Raw genomic sequence first — 21,175 nt, 5'->3', positions numbered from 1 at the left:
AATAATCCAGAACTTAATTATACAGCTTTTTAAAGCAACACAAAAATAGCATTCGACCAAATAATCGAATGCTATTAGTTTAAGCTTGTTTTTTATTATTTTTAATCAAGAGGGCAAAGATGAAACCAAGAATTGCCATCCCAAAGAAGAAAGCAAAGACTCTTTGATAACCAATCAAACCGTTGTTAGCTGGTAAATGATGATTTTGGTTAGTTGTCACAAGAATCAAGGTAGCTAAACTGACGCCAAGCGATCCTAAAAGCTGACGAACAGTAGTAATGATGGCCGTTCCATGGGGAATGAGTTCCTCAGATAATGAATTGCCACCTAAAGTAGTGGCTGGCATCATTACGAAAGCATTTCCGCCTTCAATCAGAGTCGCAATAAGGATCATTGGCCAGATCGACAGCTTGAAATGCAGCACGAATAGTAAGAACCAGCCGATAACGATCATCGACATCCCGATAATTAGAGTCGATTTAAAACCAATGCGATCGGCTAGTCTACCTGTTAATGGATTTAAAATACTCAACAAAATTGCCGGTGGCACTAGTGCGAGTCCTGACATAAGAACGGACACATGTAAGATATTTTGATAATACAGTGGATAGATGATAGTAACGACAATCAAAGAAATGTAAGAAAAGCCTGTTAACAAAACAGCTAAATCAAAGTTGAAGTTTTTCATGACCTTCAAATCGAGTAATGGCTTTTGCTTAGTTAACTGTCGATGGATAAATAAGACAGTCAAAATGAGACTGATGATTAGTAAAATAACCAAATCAAGACCAAAGCTCTTCGTAGCCCCAGCTTGATTGACAACGTAGAGCAAACCAATCAAACCTAACAAATAGATAATTGAAATCGAATCAAGAGTTGCCTTGTGGCGAGGCATAACATCTTTGATATTAACGAGACCACTGATAAAAATTATGATCATGATCAAGAGGAAAATGACAAATAATCCTTGCCATTGTAAAAAGTTCAAAACAATACCAGAAATAATTGGCCCACTTGCTAATGCTGAACCCATGACCAGACCAGCATAACCCATTGTGGCACCACGTTTTGACTCAGGCGTAATGGTCATCAGAACCGATTGGAATGATGGAAATAGAATACCAACGCCAATAGCTTCTAAAGCACGTCCTAGCATGGCCATGGGAAAGTTTGGTGCCAAAATAATAATCAAAGTTCCCAGCCCAAAAATTGCGACCACGCTCAAAAAGATTTTTTTAAATGAAAAATTATTTAATAGCCAAGGACTGATCGGCATCATAATACACATAATCAGCATGAAGCCAGTCGTTAACCATTGGATTGTGGGCGCATTAACGCCAAAGAATTTCATTAATGTTGGATAAGCCGTTGAAAGTGAAGATTGACTGATCGACATTGTGAAGGTTCCGGACAACAAAGTTATGATGAACAACTTGCGGGCTAAGCTATTTTGAATTTCACCCTTATTCATAAATACCCCTTCTTTTGTTTAGTCTAATAACAATTTAAGGATAGCCTAAAATCAAAAAGCTGTCCAATTCTAAGCCCGTTTTTGAACCAGAAGTAATTTTGATCACACTATGAATCGTTTCTTTTTTCTAATTAGACAACAAAAAACCCTTCAATTCCATATTAGAATTAAAGGGTAGACATTTTGTTAATACTGTAAAAATTACTTACCAGCTTTGTTGGTCATGATTTCGTCAATCAAACCATAATCTTTCGCTTCTTGAGCTGTCATGTAGTTATCACGATCAGTATCTTTTTGAAGTGTTTCAAAGGTTTGACCAGAGTTATCAGCCAAAATGTGGTTCAATCTCTTTCTTGTCTTCAAGATCTCTTGGGCAGCAATTTCAATTTCTGTTTGTTGACCTTGAGCGCCACCAAGTGGTTGATGAATTAGGACAGTTGAATTTGGTAGGGCAAAACGTTTGCCTTTAGTACCTGATGACAACAAGACACTGGCCATTGAAGCAGCCATACCTGTAGCAATTGTTTGAACATCAGATTTAACAAAATTCATTGTATCCATGATAGCTAATCCGTCGGTAACTGAACCACCGGGTGAGTTGATGTACATGGAAATATCCTTATCAGAATCTTGAGCATCTAGGAAGAGTAATTCAGCGATGACAGTATTTGCCATTTGGCTGTTAACCTCACCAGATAACATGATGATTCTATCTTTTAATAATCTTGAGTAAATATCATAGGCACGTTCGCCACGTGAACTTTGTTCAATAACTGTAGGAACTAACATTTAGATGCCTCCTGTTTTTAATTAGCACTCTTAATAGCACAGTGCTAATTTAGCATACTATCAGAAAAGGGTCAACAAACTAAGCTCAATAAATAAAAATAGTTATCAAATTGATTGTTCTAGACGATTTTGTCTAAACTGAGATTTGATTTTTGACCAAATTAGATGAAATCCGTATGCGGAGATAAATGATAATACCCAGGTTAGGATATAGCAAGCAAAAATGGCTAATAATGGATTGATTGCGGTTAGATTTTTTCCACCCAGACGCCAGATTACTTGTAACCAGAAAACATTGGAGAGATAAGCACGATAGGCATAGGTTGCCAAAAAGTGAAAGATAGGTAGAGCTTTGGAGTTGGTGTTGATGTGGTGAATCGCCAAAGCAGCAATCAAACCTATTACAGTTAGCGCATAGAGTGTCATTGATGGTTTGTAATAGGGAGCATTCGTTAATTTGACAGGGAAGCCAAAACTAAACAGCTCGTGATTGGTCCAATAATAAACTGCCAGGATAATAATAATGAGGAACGGCGTGGATTTTTTTATAAAGGTTTCAAATTCTTTACGAAACATCCAAGCTAAAACGCCGAATACTCCATAAATAATAAAACTAATAAAAATTCGGTCTAGTAAATACCAGTCTTGCTCGTGAGGTCCATGGAATACTTGTATGTCGTAGAAATAAATCCAGGCGGCAAAGAAGATAACAGTCAATGAAACCGCAACAAGACCTTGCTTAGGACCATTTCTAACCCAATGTGCTAAGGCCCAGAAGAAAGGCATCAAAAGGATGAATTGTAGCATCATGGTGTTATACCACAAGTGAGGAGCGGCATTACCATTGATGAAATTCCAAAAGAAAGTTCCGATACTATTAAAAGGCCGTATCTGTTGAACACTTGGAAAAATCAAAAGATAAGTTAATGTCCACCAAATCGTAGGTACAAAAAGAGCAGACCATTGTTTACGGAAATATCCACCATAATCCTTCCATGTGTTTTGGTTAGTAGTTCTAGTCGTCGTGTATAAAATACCAAAAATAAAGGCTGGGGCAGTGAACTTGACCAGATTATAAAGGAATCCAATCGTTGTTTGATCACTAGAACTAGGGTTGGTCGATAAAACCAAACTGAGTACAGTCTGCATCATTACAGCAGTACAAGCGAAGACCTTCATATAGTCACCTATATCAGCCGAACTTGTAACGCCTTTGTGTTTATTCATTTGTAAATCTCCTTTTGTAAAATTGTGAGATCAACAAAAGGAAACGCTTAAAGTCAATATAATCTCATCCAAAATAAAAATCAACTAAATTTTTAATTCCGATCTTTGAAAATTTAGAAAAATCATAATCAATTCATTACTGATCTCCCGTTGAATTCCATTTATTTTCTGATGAGGAGAACTGAGATAAATAGTTCTTTGTAGTGGCTCAGGTGTCAGGCGGGCTAACTGAACTTTCTGTTGAATCGTCTGCCATGTCACAGAGGGGATGAAACTAAGACCGATACCTGCCTCGATCAGTCCACGAACGGTAGCTGGGTCATCTGCCTCATACATGTAATCAAGCGTAATATCTCGTTTGTTGAAATATTTATCAATTGTGACACGTAGTGGATTCTTTTTTGATAATCCAATTAGTTTTTCGCCTTTTAATTGTGAGGGCTGAATAAATTGTTGACTGTAACCGTAATTGATATTCCAACCGACAAAAATCTCCTCCTTTAATACCGGAACGTTAGTCAATCCCTGTAACGGGCCACTGGTAATGATGAAGTCAAATTGTTTAAAATCAGTTTCCCTAACGTTATGTTGCGCAATCGTTAATCTAACGTTAGGGAATTTTTGTTTAAAGTTAGTAACAATCGTGGGTATAAAAGGTGAAGCTACTTCCATGAGTAGAGAAATTGGTTGTTCTGATTTATCCGGTCCACCTTTAACGGCCGTGATACCACGGTCCAATTCTTCTAAACTGTCGTTGACATAACTATAAAATAATTTTCCGGAACGATTCAGTTTCAAAGTACGTCCAGTCCGATCAAAAAGTTTTGTGCCAAGTTCATCTTCTAATTGTTTAATCATTTTACTTACGGCGGGTTGTGAGACAAAAAGAATATTGGAGGCTTTTGTGATACTCTCTTGATTTGCTACAACTACAAAGTATTTCAATTGATTGATATTCAAATTATCACCTCATATATAACTAAATGGTTAAGTATATTGCTTTATATATATTATACATGTTATGAATGGTTTTCTATACTGACCTTGTGAGATCAATAAGAAGGATTTGATGGAGGTGATCAATTATCAGAACTTTATGGATATTTCCAGGTCAAGGTGGTCAACGACCAGGAATGCTTGAAAAAGTTCCACAAGCTTTGATCGACCAAGTCAAGATTTTGACAGGAGTCGAATTAACTGATGATGTTACGGCATATCAAGATTCAATTCAAATTCAATTAGGAATCTTGATTTTACAACTGTTTAATGTTCGTCAGTTAAAGAAAATTCATCAACGACCTGATGCTGTGGCCGGTCATTCATTAGGAATATTTGCAGCAGCAGTTGCCGCGGATGTTATTAGCGAAGCGGATGCTATTAAGATTGTTTACATTCGTTCGAAAAAGATGCAAGAATCTTATCCCACTGGTTATGGCATGGGGGCAATCGTTGGGTTAACTAGAAAAGAAGTTTCGGCTTTAGTTGACCAAGTCAATATTGCCGAGGCCCCCGTTTTTACATCGAATCAGAATTCAGAATTACAAACTGTTATTTCTGGCTCGATTACAAGTATCAAGAAAGTCTTGAATTTAGCAAAAAAGCATAGTGCTCAAAAAACAGTTCTTTTAAAAGTACCAGTTCCATCACACTCTCCTTTAATGCAATCCGTAGCAGATATTTTGGAAACAGAATTATCAAAGTTATCGTTGCATGATCCCAGCTGCACCTATTTGACTAATTATAATGGTCATGCGGTCCGCAGAGTTGATGGTGTTAAGTATGATATGATCAATAATCTTGTTCACCCTGTCTATTGGGATACGATGATGAACGTTGCTCAGGAATTAGGAGTTGATACTTCTATAGAGCTACAACCTGGGCAAACATTTACCAAGTTGGTCAAAAGTAAGTTCCCCGACTTTAGGACGATCACCATGGATAATATGAATTTAGATGATATTGAATTTTTGTTAGAAAAATGGAAAAGAGGATAATCGATGGCTAAAAGAAGTTGGACTCAAAATCGTGATGCAAAAGCAGCTAAAATGGCTAGTATTTCGTCAATCTTAGATGGTAAGTTCGTAAAAACAGAAAATGCTAAAGAATTATTGGAAAGTGTACTTAAACCTGGCGATAAGGTCGTACTGGAAGGAGATAATCAGAAACAAGCTAGTTTTCTATCACAAACTTTAGCTTCTGTGGATCCTGAAAAAGTTCATGATCTTCATATGATCATGTCAAGTGTTTCACGCCCAGAACATTTGGATATTTTTGAAACAGGTATTGCAAAGAAACTTGATTTCTCATTTGCCGGTCCTCAAAGTACCCGAATTTCACAGATGATTGCAGATGGGACAATGGAAATTGGTGATATCCATACCTATTTGGAGTTATACGCACGGTTGTATGTTGATCTGATTCCCAACGTTGTACTGGTTGCTGCTGACAAAGTTGACCGTGAAGGGAATCTTTACACTGGTGCAAATACGGAAGAGACACCAGTTATCGTTGAATCAGCCGCTTTCAAGGATGGTATCGTAATCGTTCAAGCAAATGAGATTGTTGACAAAGTACCTAGAGTAGATATTCCTGGGGATTGGATAGACATTGTTGTTCCTGCAGATGAACCATATCAATTGGAACCATTATTCACTCGTGATCCTCAAAATATCTCAGAATTACAAATTTTAATGGGTATGATGGCGATTCGCGGTATTTATGAGAAACACAATGTACAAACAGTTAACCATGGAGTTGGTTTTAATACTGCCGCAATTGAATTGTTATTACCTACATATGGTGAACAATTAGGCTTGAAAGGTAAGATTGTTCCCAATTGGGAGGTAAATCCTACTCCTACTTTAATTCCAGCAATCGAAAGTGGTTGGGTCAAAACTATCCACAGTTTCGGTGGAGAAGTTGGAATGGAGAATTATATCGCTCATCGTCCAGATATTTTCTTTGTTGGTAAAGATGGAACGATGCGTTCAAACCGTGCATTTGGACAAATGGCTGGTCAATATGCTTTAGACATGTTTGTTGGTTCAACTTTACAAATCGATCGTTTTGGTAATTCCTCAACGGTAACAAACGGTCGTCTATCTGGATTTGGTGGTGCTCCTAATATGGGTAGTAATCCTACTGGTCGGCGTCATTCAACTCCGGCTTGGCAAAGCTTACGTCCCGACGATGATCCACTAGGTAAAGGTAAGAAATTAGTTGTACAAATGGTTGAAACCTTTGGTTCAAATAAAAAGCCAGTCTTTGTAGATCATTTGGATGCTGAAGAAGTTAGAAAAGAAGCTAAATTAGCTAATGTTCCAATCATGATTTATAGCGAGGACACGACACATATTGTTACCGAAGAAGGCATTGCTTATCTTTATAAGACCAATAGTATGGCTGAAAGACAAGCTGCTATTGAGGCAATTGCAGGCGTCACACCGGTTGGTTTGAGAAGCAATCCTAAACAGTTAGCTGATTTACGTAAGCGTGGTATCGTGGCTCTTCCAGAAGATCTCGATGTTCATCGTAGTGAGGCTAAGAGATCACTTTTAGCAGCTCAAAACATGGATGATCTAGTTAAGTGGTCTGATGGTCTATACAATCCGCCAGCTAAATTCAGAAGTTGGTCATAAATTAAATGATAGAAACAGAATTATTACAGGTTGCCCATAAAGCGGTACAGTCTTTAAAATGGGAAGTCTCTTTTTCACCGAAGCCAGGTTTAGTTGATACTTGGTCTAACGGTTCTCATACTGATATGAATATAGAATTATTTTATAAATCAGCCGATAGCTTAGAAAATGGTTTTACAGATATGGCATCAATGGCTTATTTACAGCCCATTGATCTTAAATTGCGTGAAACTATTGGACACCTGGGGAGAATAACCGAGCAAGAGATGTTTAAGGCTACAGCCGGCATTAATACCCACAAAGGTGCTATTTGGAGTTTAGGGCTTTTGATCAGTGCTATCAGTAGTCAACAGACAACGGATTTAACAACCATTTTGAAAAGTGCCAAAAAGTTAGCACAATTGCCTGATAAATTTATTCCAATGTCAAATAAGACGCACGGAATGATAACCAAGCAAAAGTACGCCTTAAGCGGAGCTCGGGGAGAGGCACAAGCCGGTTTTCCAAATATTTCAAAGATTTTGGCTTATCGGCCAACGGAGGATGATTTTGAGACTTGGATGAGAAGATTGTTGATCCTATATAGCAATGTGAATGATACCAACATTGTTTATCGAAGCGATTTGTCAGTACTACGTGCATTTCAAAATTTGTCAAAGCAAGTAGTCTGTGATCCTAAACCAGTACTGGATAATCCGAAATTTGTAGAATTAGAGAATTTTACTAGGAGTTATAACATTTCACCAGGTGGATGTGCAGATTTATTTGCTGCAAGTTATTTTTTAAAACATTTGTAATAGAAACGGAGATAAAAATGGAAAAATTACATTTTAACTTCGACACTAAAGAAACTATTTCTCACCCTGTACACGTGGGTGTCGTAGCTTCTGGTGATCTCGAAGTTATTCTTAGACCAACAGATAAAGAAACAGAAGTTAATATTGTAACTGGAAGTGATGGATTTAAAGAAGTTTGGGGAAATGTTTTGAAACGCTTCTTTGACCGTTATCCAATTCAAGCTAACATTGAGATCAACGACTTTGGTTCAACTCCAGGTGTTGTTAATCTACGCTTAACACAAGCATTGGAGGAACTAAAAGATGAAAAATAGTTTTGTTGAATTACACGCACGCGAACGTGCACTTTCATTATTAGATGATGACACTTCCAAAGAGTTGGTTGGACCATTAGATGACATGATTTCTCCACATTTGGAACCTCAAAATATTGTTCCTGAAAGTGACGATGGGATTGTATTGATGAAAGGTCAAATCAATGGAAATAATGTTTTAATTGTCTCTATCGAAGGTAAATTCCAAGGCGGTGGTATCGGTGAAGTCAGTGGTGCTAAAATCGTTGCAGCACTTGAAAAAGCATTAGCCGATAATCAGGCAGGTAAGACAATCTATCCAATCATCGTACTAGATACCGGTGGAGTTCGTTTACAAGAGGCCAACTATGGTTTATTGTCAATTTCAGAAATTCAAAACGTTGTTATTGCGTTGAAGAAATATGTTCCTGTTATTGGGTTAATTCCAGGACGTGTTGGTTCATTTGGCGGAATGTCAATCACAGCATCAATTCTGTCTTACTTAATAACGACGAATAAAGCTAGAATTGGTTTGAATGGACCGGAGGTTATTGAACAAGAGGCTGGCGTTCGTGAATTTGATTCTAGCGATAAAGACCTAATTTGGAATACCTTGGGTACTAGACAACGTCTCGCTACCGGATTAGTTGATGAAGTGGTTGATGACACTGTTGATGCAATCAAGGCCTCAGTTCTTAATGAAATCGAAAGTAAAAAAGATGCTCATCGAACTGAAAAGGTTGACTTTTATTTGAGCCTATTGGATCAACTTGATTTAACTAAAAAATTGAATATTAAGAATTACGATAAGCTGTATCAAAATATCAATGTGAAAAAGCATGAGATTGCAGAAGCAAAAAGTGGTTCCAAGGCTGGAACTAAGAGTCGTGGACGTCTCTGGTTTGAAAAATTAACTGGTATAAAAAATGCTACTAGCCCAGTTTCAACTGTTTTACATGCTGAAAAAGATGGTAAAGAATATATTGCCATCGTTCCAGATGCAGATAATGACTTTCCACGAGTTAGAAATGGTGAAGTTGGATTGCAAGAAGGTTTTGCGGTGGCTAGTGTTGTTAATGAAATTGTTAATGAAGACAAGAATAAAACAGTTAAGCGTCCAATTATATTAATTGTTGATGTACCTAGTCAGGCTTATGGATACCAAGAAGAATTGATTGGTATTCATGTGGCTCTTGGTTCTAGTGCGGCAGCCTACGCTAAGGCAAGACAGGCTGGACATCCGGTAATTTCCTTTATTCCAGGGGATGCTGTTTCAGGTGGATTCCTAGCTCATGGCCTGCAATCTAACCGTTTGATTGCGCTTGACGATGATTCTATTACTATTCAAGCTATGTCAAAAGCTAGTGCTGCTAGAATCACACAACGGACAATTGCTGAATTAGAGGAAGCTACAAAACACGTTCCAGCAATGGCGTACGATATTGATAATTATGAGAAGCTAGGAGCTTTATACAAACTTGTCAAAGGAATTGGTTCATGGGATGCAACCGAAGAGAATGTTGCTAAGATAAGAACAATTTTGGATGAAGCAATCCAAAGTACGATTGATCAACCAACTAACTTGCACTTCCGTTATGAGACCCCAATTGCTAAGGAAAGTGGTCGTAAGGCTACTATACAAGTACGTAAGTTAGTGGATGAACAATGGTAAAAATAGAACCGCATGATCTTTTGCAAATTGGTTCGATTAATGACTTATCAGATAAAAAATTACCACAGTGGGCTACTGACGTATTTCCTAAATCTTTAACAGTGGTCGTTCGAAGAAGCCCTATTATATCTGGAGAAATTCCTGTGGGAATCCGTGGCCCTAAAAGAGAACAACGTTTTGGTAGTTATTTAGAAATCACAAAAGTACACAAAGTCACTACGCCATATGAATTGGCTCGAATGGAGAAGTGGAATGAATTGACCTCTGAGAGGCAGAAATTACCAGCAGTTAAGGCTCTACCACAAATTAATATGATTTTGCAGGGTTATCACTGGGGTATTGGTGGCAGTGTTGGTTTTGAACTAGCTACTAAAACGATTACGGCTAAAGAAACTAGCGACTTAGATTTGATTTGGAAGCCGATGACACCAATCACTAAATCGAATGCTAAAGAATTGTTGCACTCATTAAACCAATTTGATGTTCATGTAGATTTGCAAGTAATCCAGGAAAATGATGGGTTCTCCTTAGAAGAGTATGCAAATAGTTCATCATCGGTGATGATTAAAACACTAGGAGATCCAATATTGGTAAAAGATCCCTGGATAAAAAGATAGGCCTCGGTCTATTTTTTTTGGAGGCCAATAGATGAATTTTGAAACAAGCGATGGTGTAAAATTAAATTATCGAGTAATGGGTAACGGACAACCAGTTGTCTTGATAGAAGGTTTTGGTGGATATCAGGAAATTTGGCAGTCACAGGTTGAATACTTATTGCAGATGAATTGCCAAGTTATTACCTATGATCATCGTAATCATGGACAATCTGAACGTACCAAGAAGAATTTGACCATCAAACAGTTAACAAAAGATTTGGCCGATTTGATCGCATACTTACATTTAAATAAACCGATTTTAATTGGTCACTCGATGGGAGGAAGCGTATGCTACTCATATCTTAAATCCTTTTCAAATGTTAAGAGTATTCTTGCAGTTGATCAGTCTCCCAAAATGTTAAATGATTACGATTGGAAATTTGGCTTTGAGGATATTACAGCCTCTAATTTTTCTCAAAAATTAACCAAAAAAGACAGTGTTCATGAGACCTTACATGGACTGAATAACCGAGTAGCTTTAAAGCTGAATCAGGTAAAAGGTCAGTATCCATTTGATCGTCGTAGCAATTTACCCTTATTGTTCGATCACGTTCAAAAAGATTGGCGCAAATCACTTTTAGATACAGAAGTACAATTGACATTAGTAGTTGCTAAACTTAGTCCTTATTTTGATTATCACTTTGCAAGTCGACTTGTAGAAAATAATCAAAATATCAAATCGGTAGTTCTTGATAATTGTGGCCATGATATTATGGCAGAGATTCCTGACGTATTTAATCAAACTTTACGTCATTTCATATTTAGTAGTTTAAAAAAATAAAAGAAGAGAATATTTCAACTGTAAAAGCCGAAGTATTCTCTTCTTTTGTATAGATAATATTCTGATAAAAGAATTGTATAAATTAAATTGCTGTTTTATCAACACTTTATGTTGAGGCCTTGTGAAACAATTATGCGCCATGCGGGAGTCGAACCCGCATTTCAGGAACCGGAATCCTGCGTGCGATCCATTACACTAACAGCGCCTTACTCTTAATATTCTATCGCATCTATATATGAAATGTAAATCATCAAAAAAATAATATTTATTTGAACTTTTACTACCATATGACTTGATATTTTCACAAGACAGTTTATACTATTAGTTGTGCTTAAGAGATGAGAATATTCATCCGGGCTTTTATTTTTTGAGTACATGGGTCGTAAACAGACATACAGGGACGATAGTTGTCCCATGGAGTATATCAAATGACTAATAATGAAGATTTAGAATTGCTGGATTTAGTTGCCCCAGACTTCATTAAGACTCTGGAAAAGCGATTTAAAATACTTCAGAGTATCTCATTAATGGAGCCGGTCGGGCGCAGAGTGTTAGCTGAAGATCTTAACATCACTGAACGTGGTTTAAGAACTGAGACCGATCTACTGAAGAAACAGGGATTACTTCTTTCTTCAAAGTCTGGTATGTCATTAACCAGAGCAGGTAGCGATGCCGTAGTTCGGTTGACCGAGGTCTTGGCTGATTATCAAGGAACGGCTCTCTTGGAGAAACAATTGAGTCAGAAATTGGGAATCAGTCGTTGTATCGTGTTGCCTGGCAACGCTGATAAGCAATATCGAGTGATTGATTCATTTGGTAGAAGACTTAATCAGCTGCTAGGTTCGATTTTACCAACAGGGCAGTCAATGATTTCTGTCACTGGAGGAAGTACTCTAGCACGAGTAGCAAGAAATCTTTCACCTGATTTATCGAAGAACCGCCAGCTGATTTTTTTACCAGCACGTGGTGGAGTAGGTGAGTCTGTAACGATTCAAGCTAATAGTGTCTGTGCTGAAATGGCGTTGAAGACGCAGGGCCAGTACCGGGCAATGTATCTTCCCGAAGACATTAGTGAAAAAAGTTTTGAATCTTTGCAAAAAGAGACTTCAATTAAGTCGGTTCTTGAACTAATATATAGAAGTAATGTTGTGATTCACAGCATTGGCACGGCAAGTATTATGGCTGAAAGAAGAAATCTTTCAGCTGAGGAGCAGGCAACGATCGATAATGGTCGAGCTGTTTCAGAAGCTTTTGGAGATTTTTTCGATGAAAGTGGTAAACTTGTGTATAAGGTACCTAGGATTGGACTTCATGTCCGGGACCTTGATAAAATAGAAAATGTGATTGCGATTGCTGGCGGTCAAAGTAAGGCTAAGGCAATTCAGTCATATATGAAAAACGCACCGCATCATACGGTTCTGATAACCGATGAGGGTGCCTCAAAGCTGATTTTAAGGGATAACCCTTTAAAATAATATTTTTTTGATTTCCTGAAGGAGGAATTTTTGTATGACTACAAAAGTTGGTATTAATGGATTTGGCCGTATCGGTCGTTTGGCATTCCGCCGTATCGCTGCACTTCAAGCAGCTGGCAAGACAGATTTGGAAGTTGTTGCAATTAACGATTTAACTTCACCTGCTATGCTTGCTCACCTATTGAAGTATGATACAGCTCATGGTAACTTCGAAATTGACAAGATCACTGCTGAAGATTCAGCTATCGTTGTTGACGGTAAGAAGATCCCTGTATATGCTGAAATGAACGCTGCAGACCTTAAATGGGTTGCTAACGACGGTGTTGATATCGTTCTTGAATGTACTGGTTTCTACACATCAACAGAAAAGGCACAAGCTCACATCGACGCTGGTGCAAAACGTGTATTGATCTCAGCTCCATCAGGTAACATGCCTACAGTTGTTTATGGTGTTAACGATGACATCCTAACAAACGACGTTAAGATCGCTTCAGCTGGTTCATGTACAACTAACTGTCTTGCACCTCTAGCAAATGCCGTAAACAAAGAATTCGGTATCAAAGCTGGTACAATGACAACTATCCATGCTTACACAGCTACTCAAAAACTTCAAGATGGTCCAGAACGTAAAGGTAACGTACGTGCTGCACGTGCTGCTGCTGCTAACATCATCCCTCATTCAACTGGTGCTGCTAAGGCCCTAGGTCTAGTTGTTCCTGACTTGAAAGGTAAGCTTGATGGACATGCACAACGTGTACCAGTTATCACAGGTTCAGTTACAGAATTAGTTGCAACTCTTAACAAAGAAGTTACAGTTGACGAAGTAAATGCTGCAATCAAGAAGTATACAGAAAACAACCCTTCATTCGGTTACAACGATGATGAAATCGTATCTTCAGATGTTATCGGTACATCATTCGGTTCAATCTTTGACCCAACACAAACACAAATCGTTGGTTCAGGCGATGGACAAGTTGTAAAGACTGTTGCTTGGTATGACAACGAATCAGGATTTACTGCACAAATGGTTCGTACACTTGAAAAATTTGCTAGCTTAGACTAATTATTGGTTTAAATTAGTATCTAATTTAAGATAAAACCTAATTTAGTGTGATTTAAATTGGCGGAGGGAGGAAAACTCCTTCCGCCTTTTTTTAAGGAAAATATTGGAGGATTTATTTACAATGGCTAAACTTATTGTTTCTGACGTTGACGTAAAAGGCAAAAAAGTCTTGATGCGTGTTGATTTCAACGTTCCTATTAAAGATGGTGTTGTTGGTGACACAAACCGTATCGTCGGTGCTATCCCAACAATCAAGTATGTTTCAGAACACGGTGGAAAGGTTATCTTGCTTTCTCACTTGGGTCGTATCAAGAGTGATGAAGACAAGAAAGCTTTGTCATTGAAGCCAGTTGCTGCTAAGCTTCAAGAATTAAGCGGTATGCCTGTAGAGTTCGTACCTGTTAACGAAGGTAAAGAACTTGAAGATGCTATTAACAATCTTAAAGACGGTCAAATCCTATTGATGGAAAACACTCGTTTCCAAGATATCGATAACGACTTCGGCAAACGTGAAAGCAAGAACGATCCTAAACTTGGCGAATACTGGGCATCACTTGGTGACGTATTTATCAACGATGCTTTTGGTACAGCCCACAGAAGCCATGCTTCAAACGTTGGTATCTCAACAGCTATGAAGGCTGCTGGTAAGCCAGTTGCTGCTGGTTTCTTGATGGAAAAGGAAATCAAGTTCTTAGGTAACGCCGTTGACAATCCTGTACACCCATTCGTAACAATTCTTGGTGGTGCAAAGGTTTCAGATAAGATCGGTGTTATTGAAAACTTAATTCCAAAATCAGACCACATCTTAATCGGTGGTGGTATGGCTTATACATTCCTAGCTGCTCAAGGCCACAAGATTGGTAAGTCACTATTCGAAGCAGATAAAGTTGAACTAGCTAAGGACCTCCTTCAAAAAGCTGGCGACAAGATCGTGCTTCCTGTAGACCACATCGTTGCTAAAGAATTCTCAAACGATGCAGAAGCAACAACTACAGATGGTGTTGATATTCCTGATGACGAAATGGCTCTTGATATCGGACCTAAGACAGTTAAATTGTTCCAAGACACTCTAAAGGGTGCAAAGACTGTTGTATGGAATGGACCAATGGGTGCATTCGAAATGAGCAAGTTTGCTGAAGGTACACTTGAAGTTGGACGTGCTATGGGTAACTTGACAGATGCTATCACAATTGTTGGTGGTGGTGACTCAACTGCTGCTGCTAAGAGTCTTGGTATTGCTGACAAGCTAACACACATCTCAACTGGTGGTGGTGCTTCACTAGAATACCTAGAAGGTAAGACATTACCAGGTATTGACTCAATTTCAGATAAATAATTATTTTTCAGAGGAGAATTAATTTTATGCGTACACCTATTATTGCGGGTAACTGGAAGATGAACAAGAATCCTAAGGAAACCCAAGAATTTTTAGACGGTATCAAAGGTAAATTGCCAGAATCAGGCGTAGAAACTATTATCGGTGCTCCAGCTATTGACCTTACAACACTTGTTGCAGGTGCTGAAGGTACACCTTTAAAGACTGCTGCTGAAAACTCATACTTTGAAGATGCTGGTGCCTTTACTGGTGAAACTTCACCTAAAGCACTTGATGAAATGGGCGTTGATTATGTAATCATCGGTCACTCAGAAAGAAGACAATACTTCAAAGAAACTGACGAAGACATCAACAAGAAAGCTAAGGCTATCTTGAAGAACAACATGTTGCCAATCATCTGCTGTGGTGAAACTCTTGAACAACGTGAAGCTGGCAAGGCTGAAGACTGGGTAACTGGTCAAATCGAAGCTGCTGTTAAAGGCATTTCTGCTGACGATTTAGCTAAATCAGTTATCGCTTACGAACCAATCTGGGCTATCGGTACTGGTAAGACTGCTACTGCTGACCAAGCACAAGAAATGGTTCACGTAATCCGTGAAAAGGTTGCTAGTCTATACGATGCTGACACAGCTGACAAAGTACGTATTCTTTACGGTGGTTCTGTAAAACCTGCTAACGTTAAAGAATTAATGGCTAAAGAAGATATTGATGGTGGACTTGTTGGTGGTGCATCAATGGAACCAGAATCATTCATCGCTTTAGCAAACTTCAATAAATAATAACTTTTATGTTAGATATTTATTTTAAGAGCCAAAAAGGTTAAAATTAGTTTGTATTAAAATCATAAAGGAGATTTTTAAAATATGTCTGTAATTACTGATATTTTAGGCCGTGAAGTTCTTGATTCACGTGGTAACCCAACTGTTGAAGTTGAACTATATACTGAACTAGGTGGCTTCGGCCGCGCACTTGTTCCTTCAGGTGCTTCAACTGGTGAACACGAAGCTGTTGAATTACGTGATGGCGACAAATCACGTTTCGGTGGTAAGGGTGTTCTTAAAGCCGTTGCTAACGTAAACGATAAGATTGCTAAAAAGGTTATTGGTATGGACGTTACTGACCAACGTGCCATTGACCAAGCTATGATCGACCTTGACGGTACACCAAACAAAGGTACTCTTGGTGCTAACGCTATCCTTGGTGTTTCATTGGCTGCTGCACGTGCTGCTGCTGACGAATTAGGTCTTCCATTGTACGAATACCTTGGTGGTCCTAATGCTCACGTATTGCCAACACCTATGATGAACGTTATCAATGGTGGTAAGCATGCTGACAACAACGTTGACTTCCAAGAATTCATGATCTTGCCTGTTGGTGCAAAATCAATGCGTGAAGCCGTACGTATGGGTGCAGAAACATTCCACTCACTTAAAGCTGTTCTTGAAAGCCGTGGCTTGAACACAGCTGTTGGTGACGAAGGTGGTTTCGCTCCTGACCTTGAAAACAACGAAGCTCCTTTCAAGATTTTGGTTGAAGCTATTGAAAAAGCTGGTTACAAACCTGGCGAAGATGTTGCTATTGGTTTTGACTGTGCTTCATCAGAATTCTACAATGCTGAAACTAAGAAGTACGAACTAAAGGGTGAAGGCGAAAATGGTGCTGTTCTTTCAGCAGACGAATTTATCGACTTGCTTGATGGTATCGTAAACAAATACCCAGTTGTTACAATCGAAGATCCTATCGACGAAAACGAATGGGAAGACTGGCAAAAAGTTACTGCTAAACTTGGTAAGAAAGTACAACTTGTTGGTGATGACTTGTTCGTTACAAACACAGACTACTTGAAGAAGGGTATTGAAATGGGAGTTTCAAACTCAATCCTTATCAAGCTTAACCAAATCGGTACACTTACAGAAACATTCGAAGCTATCGAAATGGCTAAAGAAGCTGGCTTTACAGCCGTTGTTTCACACCGTTCAGGTGAAACAGAAGATACAACAATTGCTGACCTTGTTGTTGCTACAAACGCAGGTCAAATCAAGACTGGTTCAATGAGCCGTACAGACCGTATTGCTAAATATAACCAATTGATGAGAATTGAAGATCAACTTGGCGACCAAGCTGAATTCAAGGGTATCAAGAGTTTCTACAACTTGAACAAATAATTACAAATAAGTGATTGATTAAAACAGCCTTTGGGCTGTTTTTTTTGTACAATAATAGTAGTTATCTAAGAAGGAGACTATTATGACATTAAAAATTGCATTCATTGGTTTCGGAAAATCAGCTAATCGTTATCATTTACCATACTTGAATATTCGGTCCGATTTTCAAGTTAAGACGATCTATACTCGTCATGCCGCAAATGAAAAATTAGCTCAACCTTATCGTGAAAAGGGTGTTCATTTCACAAATGACTTAAGCGATATTTTAAATGACCCAGAAATTGATTTGGTCACTATTTGTACACCAGCACCAACCCATTATCAACTGGCAAAGAAAGTGATTGAAGCTAAGAAATCGGTTATTGTGGAAAAACCATTTGTCGATACTTTGGAACATGCCAAGGAATTGATCAAATTAGGTCATGATAATGAGGTACTTGTTATGCCATATCAAAATCGTCGTTTCGATGGTGACTACTTGGCAGCTAAACAAGTAATTGATCAAGGTTTTTTGGGTGATATCGTTGAAGTAGAATCACATATTGATTACTACCGTCCAAACAGTGTCAATAATCAGGGGACTAAAGAGCAAGGAGAATTTTATGGCCTGGGGATTCACTTGATGGATCGAATGGTTGCTATCTTTGGCCGTCCAGATCAAGTGGCTTATGATATCCGCAATACTGAAGTTGCTGATGCGGTCGATAATTATTTTGACGTTGATTTACACTATGGTAATCAGATGAAAGTGAAAGTTAAGGTCAGTACGGATGTTGCTTCAGAATATCCACGATTTATCGTTCACGGTATGAATGGTTCATTCATTAAGTATGGTGCTGATCAACAAGAAAATGATCTCAAAGCAGGTATCATGCCGGGAACTCCAGGTTTTGGTGAAGATAGTCCGATGTATTATGGCCTCGCCAAATATCGCAATGCCAACGGTGACTGGATTGAAAAACAAATTAAGACGCCTTTGGGAGATTATGGATTGTATTACGATTCGGTATATCAAACTTTGGTCAACCAGCAACCACGATTAGTGACTGATGAAGAGATTTTAACTGATATGGAGCTTTTGGAGGCTGGTTTTTATCAACCATCACCATCCGTTTACCAAGTTCCCACAATAGATTGATTTTAAATAGGGGAGAAAGATGAAATTAGCATTAACCGATAATGAAAAAATAAGATTAACAGCCACGGGGATTCTAGTGGGCTTGCTATCAGGGCTAGTTGTAAGTATGTTTCGCTGGTCGATTGCACATTCGCTGAAGATTTTTCAAAATCTTTATATTGCCGCTAGAACTAATATCAGCTTAATAGTTGGATTGATTGGGTTAATGATAGTCATTGCTCTGATCGTAGGTTATTTGTTGAAAAAAGAACCTGATATTTCAGGCTCGGGTATTCCACAAGTTGAAGCCCAGCTAGGTGGTGAAATGCAGATACACTGGTGGTCGGTCCTGTGGAGAAAATTTGTCGGTGGTATTCTTAGTATTGCTCCCGGATTATTCTTGGGACGAGAGGGTCCTTCAATTCAATTAGGTGCTGCAGTAGGTCAAGGGGTTGGTGAATTAACTCATGACAATAAAGGTGTTAACCAACGAGTTTTAATTGCCAGTGGTGCCGCAGCTGGTTTGTCAGCCGCATTCAGTGCACCGATTGCTGGAGCTATGTTCGTTTTGGAAGAAGTCTACCATAACTTTTCACCTTTAGTTTGGATCACTTCTTTAGCTAGTGCTGTCAGTGCCAATGTGATTGCTTTATATGTCTTTGGTTTGAAGCCAGTTTTACAAGTACCATATAAATATAGTTTGCCGATCAAATATTATTGGCATTTGATTATTTTAGGGATCATTCTAGGTTTGATGGGACGACTTTACCAAATTTGTACTTTATCGATGCCAGCTATTTTTCAGAAAACACGTCTGCCACGCTACATCCAATGTATCATTCCTTTAATTTTGATTGTGCCTTTAGGAATGGCTGTGCCAGAGTTTATCGGTGGCGGTAATGAAATCATCACAAGTTTATTGAGTTATGGTCCAAGCTTGAGTTTAATGCTAGTTTTATTGGCGATTAGATTTATTTTTTCAATGATTTCGTATGGATCGGGAGTAACTGGTGGTATTTTCTTGCCAATTCTCAACTTAGGTGCCATTATTGGGGCAATTTATGCAATCGTTATGAATCAACTGGGATTGTTGCCAATTGCCTTTGAGAGTAATTTGATTATCTTTGCGATGGCAGGCTATTTTGCTTGTATCAGTAAAGCTCCTTTCACAGCTATTATTTTGGTCACCGAGATGGTTGGTTCGTTGGAACATTTGATGCCGCTAGCGGTTCTTTCATTAGTAGCGTATATTGTAGTTGATTTGACGAATGGTGCTCCAATTTATGAAGCTTTAAAGGAACGCTTGAATATCAATTCAGAATTTCTCAATCGGGTCAGCAAGTTTAATGATCGCTTGGAGATTCCGGTTTATGAAGGAAGTTCGATTGATGGTAAAGATATTCGGGATGTACCTTTTCCTAAAGATATTCTCGTCGTAGCAATTTATCGTGGCGAACGGCAACTGATACCTCGAGGCGATACGATGATCAAAGCTGGCGATCGCTTAGTCTGCATGGTCAATGCTGGTCAGCGTGCGAAAATTGCTAAAAAGTTGCACGAGTTGTTTGGTGGAATGGACTAGAAATTTGACGTTATTTATGTTATTGTTTTAGAAGTGATTTCAGCTTTAAACACCATGAACGGAGGTTTTAGAGGTGTATAATTTTTTTGAAATGGCATTGATAGTTGTATCAATCATAATAATCATTGCCGTATTAATGCAACCTACGAAACAACAAGATGCTTTGAATGCGTTGTCTGGTGGTGGCGGAGACCTATTTAGTAACCAGAAAAAACGTGGCTTCGAGGCCGTTATGGTTAGGGTTACCTACGTATTACTAGTATTGTTTTTTGTATTTTCACTAATATTAGTTTACTTGTCATCGCATCACTAAGTATTTTATCCTCCTGAAAGTATACTCAGGAGGTTTTTTGTTATAAGGAGCAAAATAGTATGAAAATTTTACGACCTAAGCCATTCTATTTTGATAACGGTGAAACTGCCGTGTTGTTATTGCATTCTTTTTCAGGTACGCCTAATGATATGCGGTTACTGGGACGATTTTTGCAGCGAAGCAACTACTCGTCTTATGCTCCCATGTTTGCAGGTCATGGAACTGAAGAACCTTTAGATATTTTGGAGAATGGTTCACCAGAGAAGTGGTGGCAACAGACCCAAGAAGCTATTCAATTTCTCCAGTCTGAGCACAAGACCAAGATCTATGTGTTCGGCTTATCGTTAGGGGCAATTTTTGCTACGAAAGCGTTAGAGAATTTTTCAGAATTGGCCGGTGGAGGAGTCTTTGGATCACCACTGTATAGTTCAGGTTTCAAAGGAATTAGGACGGCCTTTCTGACTTATGCAAAAAAGGTGTATGCTGTTCAACAGAACTTAACAGAAGTTGAAATCGACTCTAAGATTAGAACTGTGACTTCCAAAATCGATGCAAAACTAACTGAGATAAGAAAAACTTCCGTAGGTGTTACAGATCAACTAGCTGAAATAAACCGACCATATTTTATTGGTCAAGGTACGAGTGATAAATTAGTCAATCCGACTGCTTGCCAAAAACTTGCGGCGGACGTTAAAACATCACAGCTACATTTATACGATGCAGGGCATGTTTTAACTATCAACCGCGCTCACAATCAACTTGAGGGTGACGTGTTAAATTTTTTAGAAAATAATTGAGGA

General features: G+C 38.5%; 20 protein-coding genes and 1 tRNA gene. 16 read left to right on the top strand and 5 right to left on the bottom strand.

Going from position 1 to position 21,175, the window contains the following annotated elements; translation table 11 throughout:
- Positions 1-79 precede the first annotated feature (79 nt).
- The 4 genes from ACG72T_RS05180 to ACG72T_RS05165 all read right to left on the bottom strand — a co-directional run bounded on the left by ACG72T_RS05180 (position 80) and on the right by ACG72T_RS05165 (position 4,447).
- Complete coding sequence (locus tag ACG72T_RS05180; RefSeq protein WP_395265077.1) at positions 80-1,471, bottom strand: DHA2 family efflux MFS transporter permease subunit; 1,392 nt, start codon at positions 1,469-1,471, stop codon at positions 80-82.
- 201 nt (positions 1,472-1,672) lie between these two features.
- Positions 1,673-2,260 carry an ATP-dependent Clp protease proteolytic subunit gene (locus ACG72T_RS05175; protein WP_395265076.1) on the bottom strand — a complete coding sequence of 196 codons (588 nt, stop codon included), beginning with the start codon at positions 2,258-2,260 and terminating at the stop codon, positions 1,673-1,675.
- A 105-nt stretch (positions 2,261-2,365) separates the two neighbouring features.
- Positions 2,366-3,487, bottom strand: a complete 1,122-nt coding sequence (locus ACG72T_RS05170; RefSeq protein ID WP_395265075.1) for an acyltransferase — start codon at positions 3,485-3,487, stop codon at positions 2,366-2,368.
- A gap of 84 nt (positions 3,488-3,571) precedes the next feature.
- Positions 3,572-4,447: a LysR family transcriptional regulator gene (locus tag ACG72T_RS05165; RefSeq protein WP_395265074.1), complete on the bottom strand. Its 876-nt coding sequence runs from the start codon at positions 4,445-4,447 to the stop codon at positions 3,572-3,574.
- A gap of 122 nt (positions 4,448-4,569) precedes the next feature.
- On the opposite strand from ACG72T_RS05165, the gene ACG72T_RS05160 reads away from it, so the two are divergent.
- From ACG72T_RS05160 to ACG72T_RS05130, 7 genes are read left to right on the top strand one after another with little or no spacing between them, the layout of a single operon-like run.
- Positions 4,570-5,481: an ACP S-malonyltransferase gene (locus ACG72T_RS05160; protein WP_395265241.1), complete on the top strand. Its 912-nt coding sequence runs from the start codon at positions 4,570-4,572 to the stop codon at positions 5,479-5,481.
- 3 nt (positions 5,482-5,484) lie between these two features.
- Positions 5,485-7,125, top strand: coding sequence for a malonate decarboxylase subunit alpha (gene mdcA / locus ACG72T_RS05155; RefSeq protein WP_395265072.1), 1,641 nt, complete (start codon positions 5,485-5,487; stop codon positions 7,123-7,125).
- Between the two features lie 5 nt (positions 7,126-7,130).
- On the top strand, positions 7,131-7,922 hold the full coding sequence (locus ACG72T_RS05150) for a triphosphoribosyl-dephospho-CoA synthase (protein ID WP_395265071.1): 792 nt from the start codon (positions 7,131-7,133) through the stop codon (positions 7,920-7,922).
- A 17-nt stretch (positions 7,923-7,939) separates the two neighbouring features.
- Positions 7,940-8,236 (top strand): malonate decarboxylase subunit delta, encoded by a 297-nt coding sequence (locus tag ACG72T_RS05145; RefSeq protein WP_395265070.1) that lies wholly within the window; start codon positions 7,940-7,942, stop codon positions 8,234-8,236.
- Positions 8,226-9,887, top strand: coding sequence for a biotin-independent malonate decarboxylase subunit beta (gene mdcD, locus ACG72T_RS05140; protein WP_395265069.1), 1,662 nt, complete (start codon positions 8,226-8,228; stop codon positions 9,885-9,887). Before ACG72T_RS05145 ends, mdcD begins: the two co-directional genes overlap by 11 nt.
- Entirely contained in the window at positions 9,881-10,504 is a 624-nt protein-coding gene (locus ACG72T_RS05135; protein WP_395265068.1) for a malonate decarboxylase holo-ACP synthase, read from the top strand. The genes mdcD and ACG72T_RS05135 overlap by 7 nt, the downstream gene beginning before the upstream one ends.
- 31 nt (positions 10,505-10,535) lie before the next feature.
- On the top strand, positions 10,536-11,324 hold the full coding sequence (locus ACG72T_RS05130; RefSeq protein WP_395265067.1) for an alpha/beta fold hydrolase: 789 nt from the start codon (positions 10,536-10,538) through the stop codon (positions 11,322-11,324).
- Between the two features lie 133 nt (positions 11,325-11,457).
- Here the strand turns inward: ACG72T_RS05130 and ACG72T_RS05125 are convergent.
- Positions 11,458-11,529, bottom strand: a tRNA-Arg gene (locus ACG72T_RS05125).
- Between the two features lie 223 nt (positions 11,530-11,752).
- On the opposite strand from ACG72T_RS05125, the gene ACG72T_RS05120 reads away from it, so the two are divergent.
- The 9 genes from ACG72T_RS05120 (at position 11,753) to ACG72T_RS05080 (ending at position 21,172) form a co-directional block, all read left to right on the top strand.
- A complete protein-coding gene (locus tag ACG72T_RS05120; protein WP_395265066.1) occupies positions 11,753-12,799 on the top strand; it encodes a sugar-binding transcriptional regulator in 1,047 nt (348 codons plus the stop codon).
- A 34-nt stretch (positions 12,800-12,833) separates the two neighbouring features.
- A complete protein-coding gene (gene gap, locus ACG72T_RS05115; RefSeq protein WP_395265065.1) occupies positions 12,834-13,862 on the top strand; it encodes a type I glyceraldehyde-3-phosphate dehydrogenase in 1,029 nt (342 codons plus the stop codon).
- Positions 13,863-13,983: 121 nt separating this feature from the next.
- Positions 13,984-15,198, top strand: coding sequence for a phosphoglycerate kinase (locus tag ACG72T_RS05110; protein ID WP_395265064.1), 1,215 nt, complete (start codon positions 13,984-13,986; stop codon positions 15,196-15,198).
- 26 nt (positions 15,199-15,224) lie between these two features.
- Positions 15,225-15,977: a triose-phosphate isomerase gene (tpiA, locus tag ACG72T_RS05105; protein ID WP_395265063.1), complete on the top strand. Its 753-nt coding sequence runs from the start codon at positions 15,225-15,227 to the stop codon at positions 15,975-15,977.
- An 84-nt stretch (positions 15,978-16,061) separates the two neighbouring features.
- Positions 16,062-17,363, top strand: a complete 1,302-nt coding sequence (eno, locus tag ACG72T_RS05100) for a phosphopyruvate hydratase (protein ID WP_395265062.1) — start codon at positions 16,062-16,064, stop codon at positions 17,361-17,363.
- A gap of 82 nt (positions 17,364-17,445) precedes the next feature.
- Positions 17,446-18,501 carry an oxidoreductase gene (locus ACG72T_RS05095; protein WP_395265061.1) on the top strand — a complete coding sequence of 352 codons (1,056 nt, stop codon included), beginning with the start codon at positions 17,446-17,448 and terminating at the stop codon, positions 18,499-18,501.
- A gap of 19 nt (positions 18,502-18,520) precedes the next feature.
- On the top strand, positions 18,521-20,062 hold the full coding sequence (locus ACG72T_RS05090; RefSeq protein ID WP_395265060.1) for a chloride channel protein: 1,542 nt from the start codon (positions 18,521-18,523) through the stop codon (positions 20,060-20,062).
- Between the two features lie 73 nt (positions 20,063-20,135).
- Positions 20,136-20,375: a preprotein translocase subunit SecG gene (gene secG, locus ACG72T_RS05085; protein ID WP_395265059.1), complete on the top strand. Its 240-nt coding sequence runs from the start codon at positions 20,136-20,138 to the stop codon at positions 20,373-20,375.
- Between the two features lie 59 nt (positions 20,376-20,434).
- Entirely contained in the window at positions 20,435-21,172 is a 738-nt protein-coding gene (locus ACG72T_RS05080; RefSeq protein ID WP_395265058.1) for an alpha/beta hydrolase, read from the top strand.
- Positions 21,173-21,175 lie beyond the last annotated feature (3 nt).

The organism is Companilactobacillus sp. FL22-1, from assembly GCF_043951805.1.
In the GTDB taxonomy this organism is placed as follows: Bacteria; Bacillota; Bacilli; order Lactobacillales; family Lactobacillaceae; genus Companilactobacillus.
The sequence above is the reverse complement of the archived record's forward strand: the minus strand, read 5'-3'. Positions and strand labels throughout refer to the sequence as shown.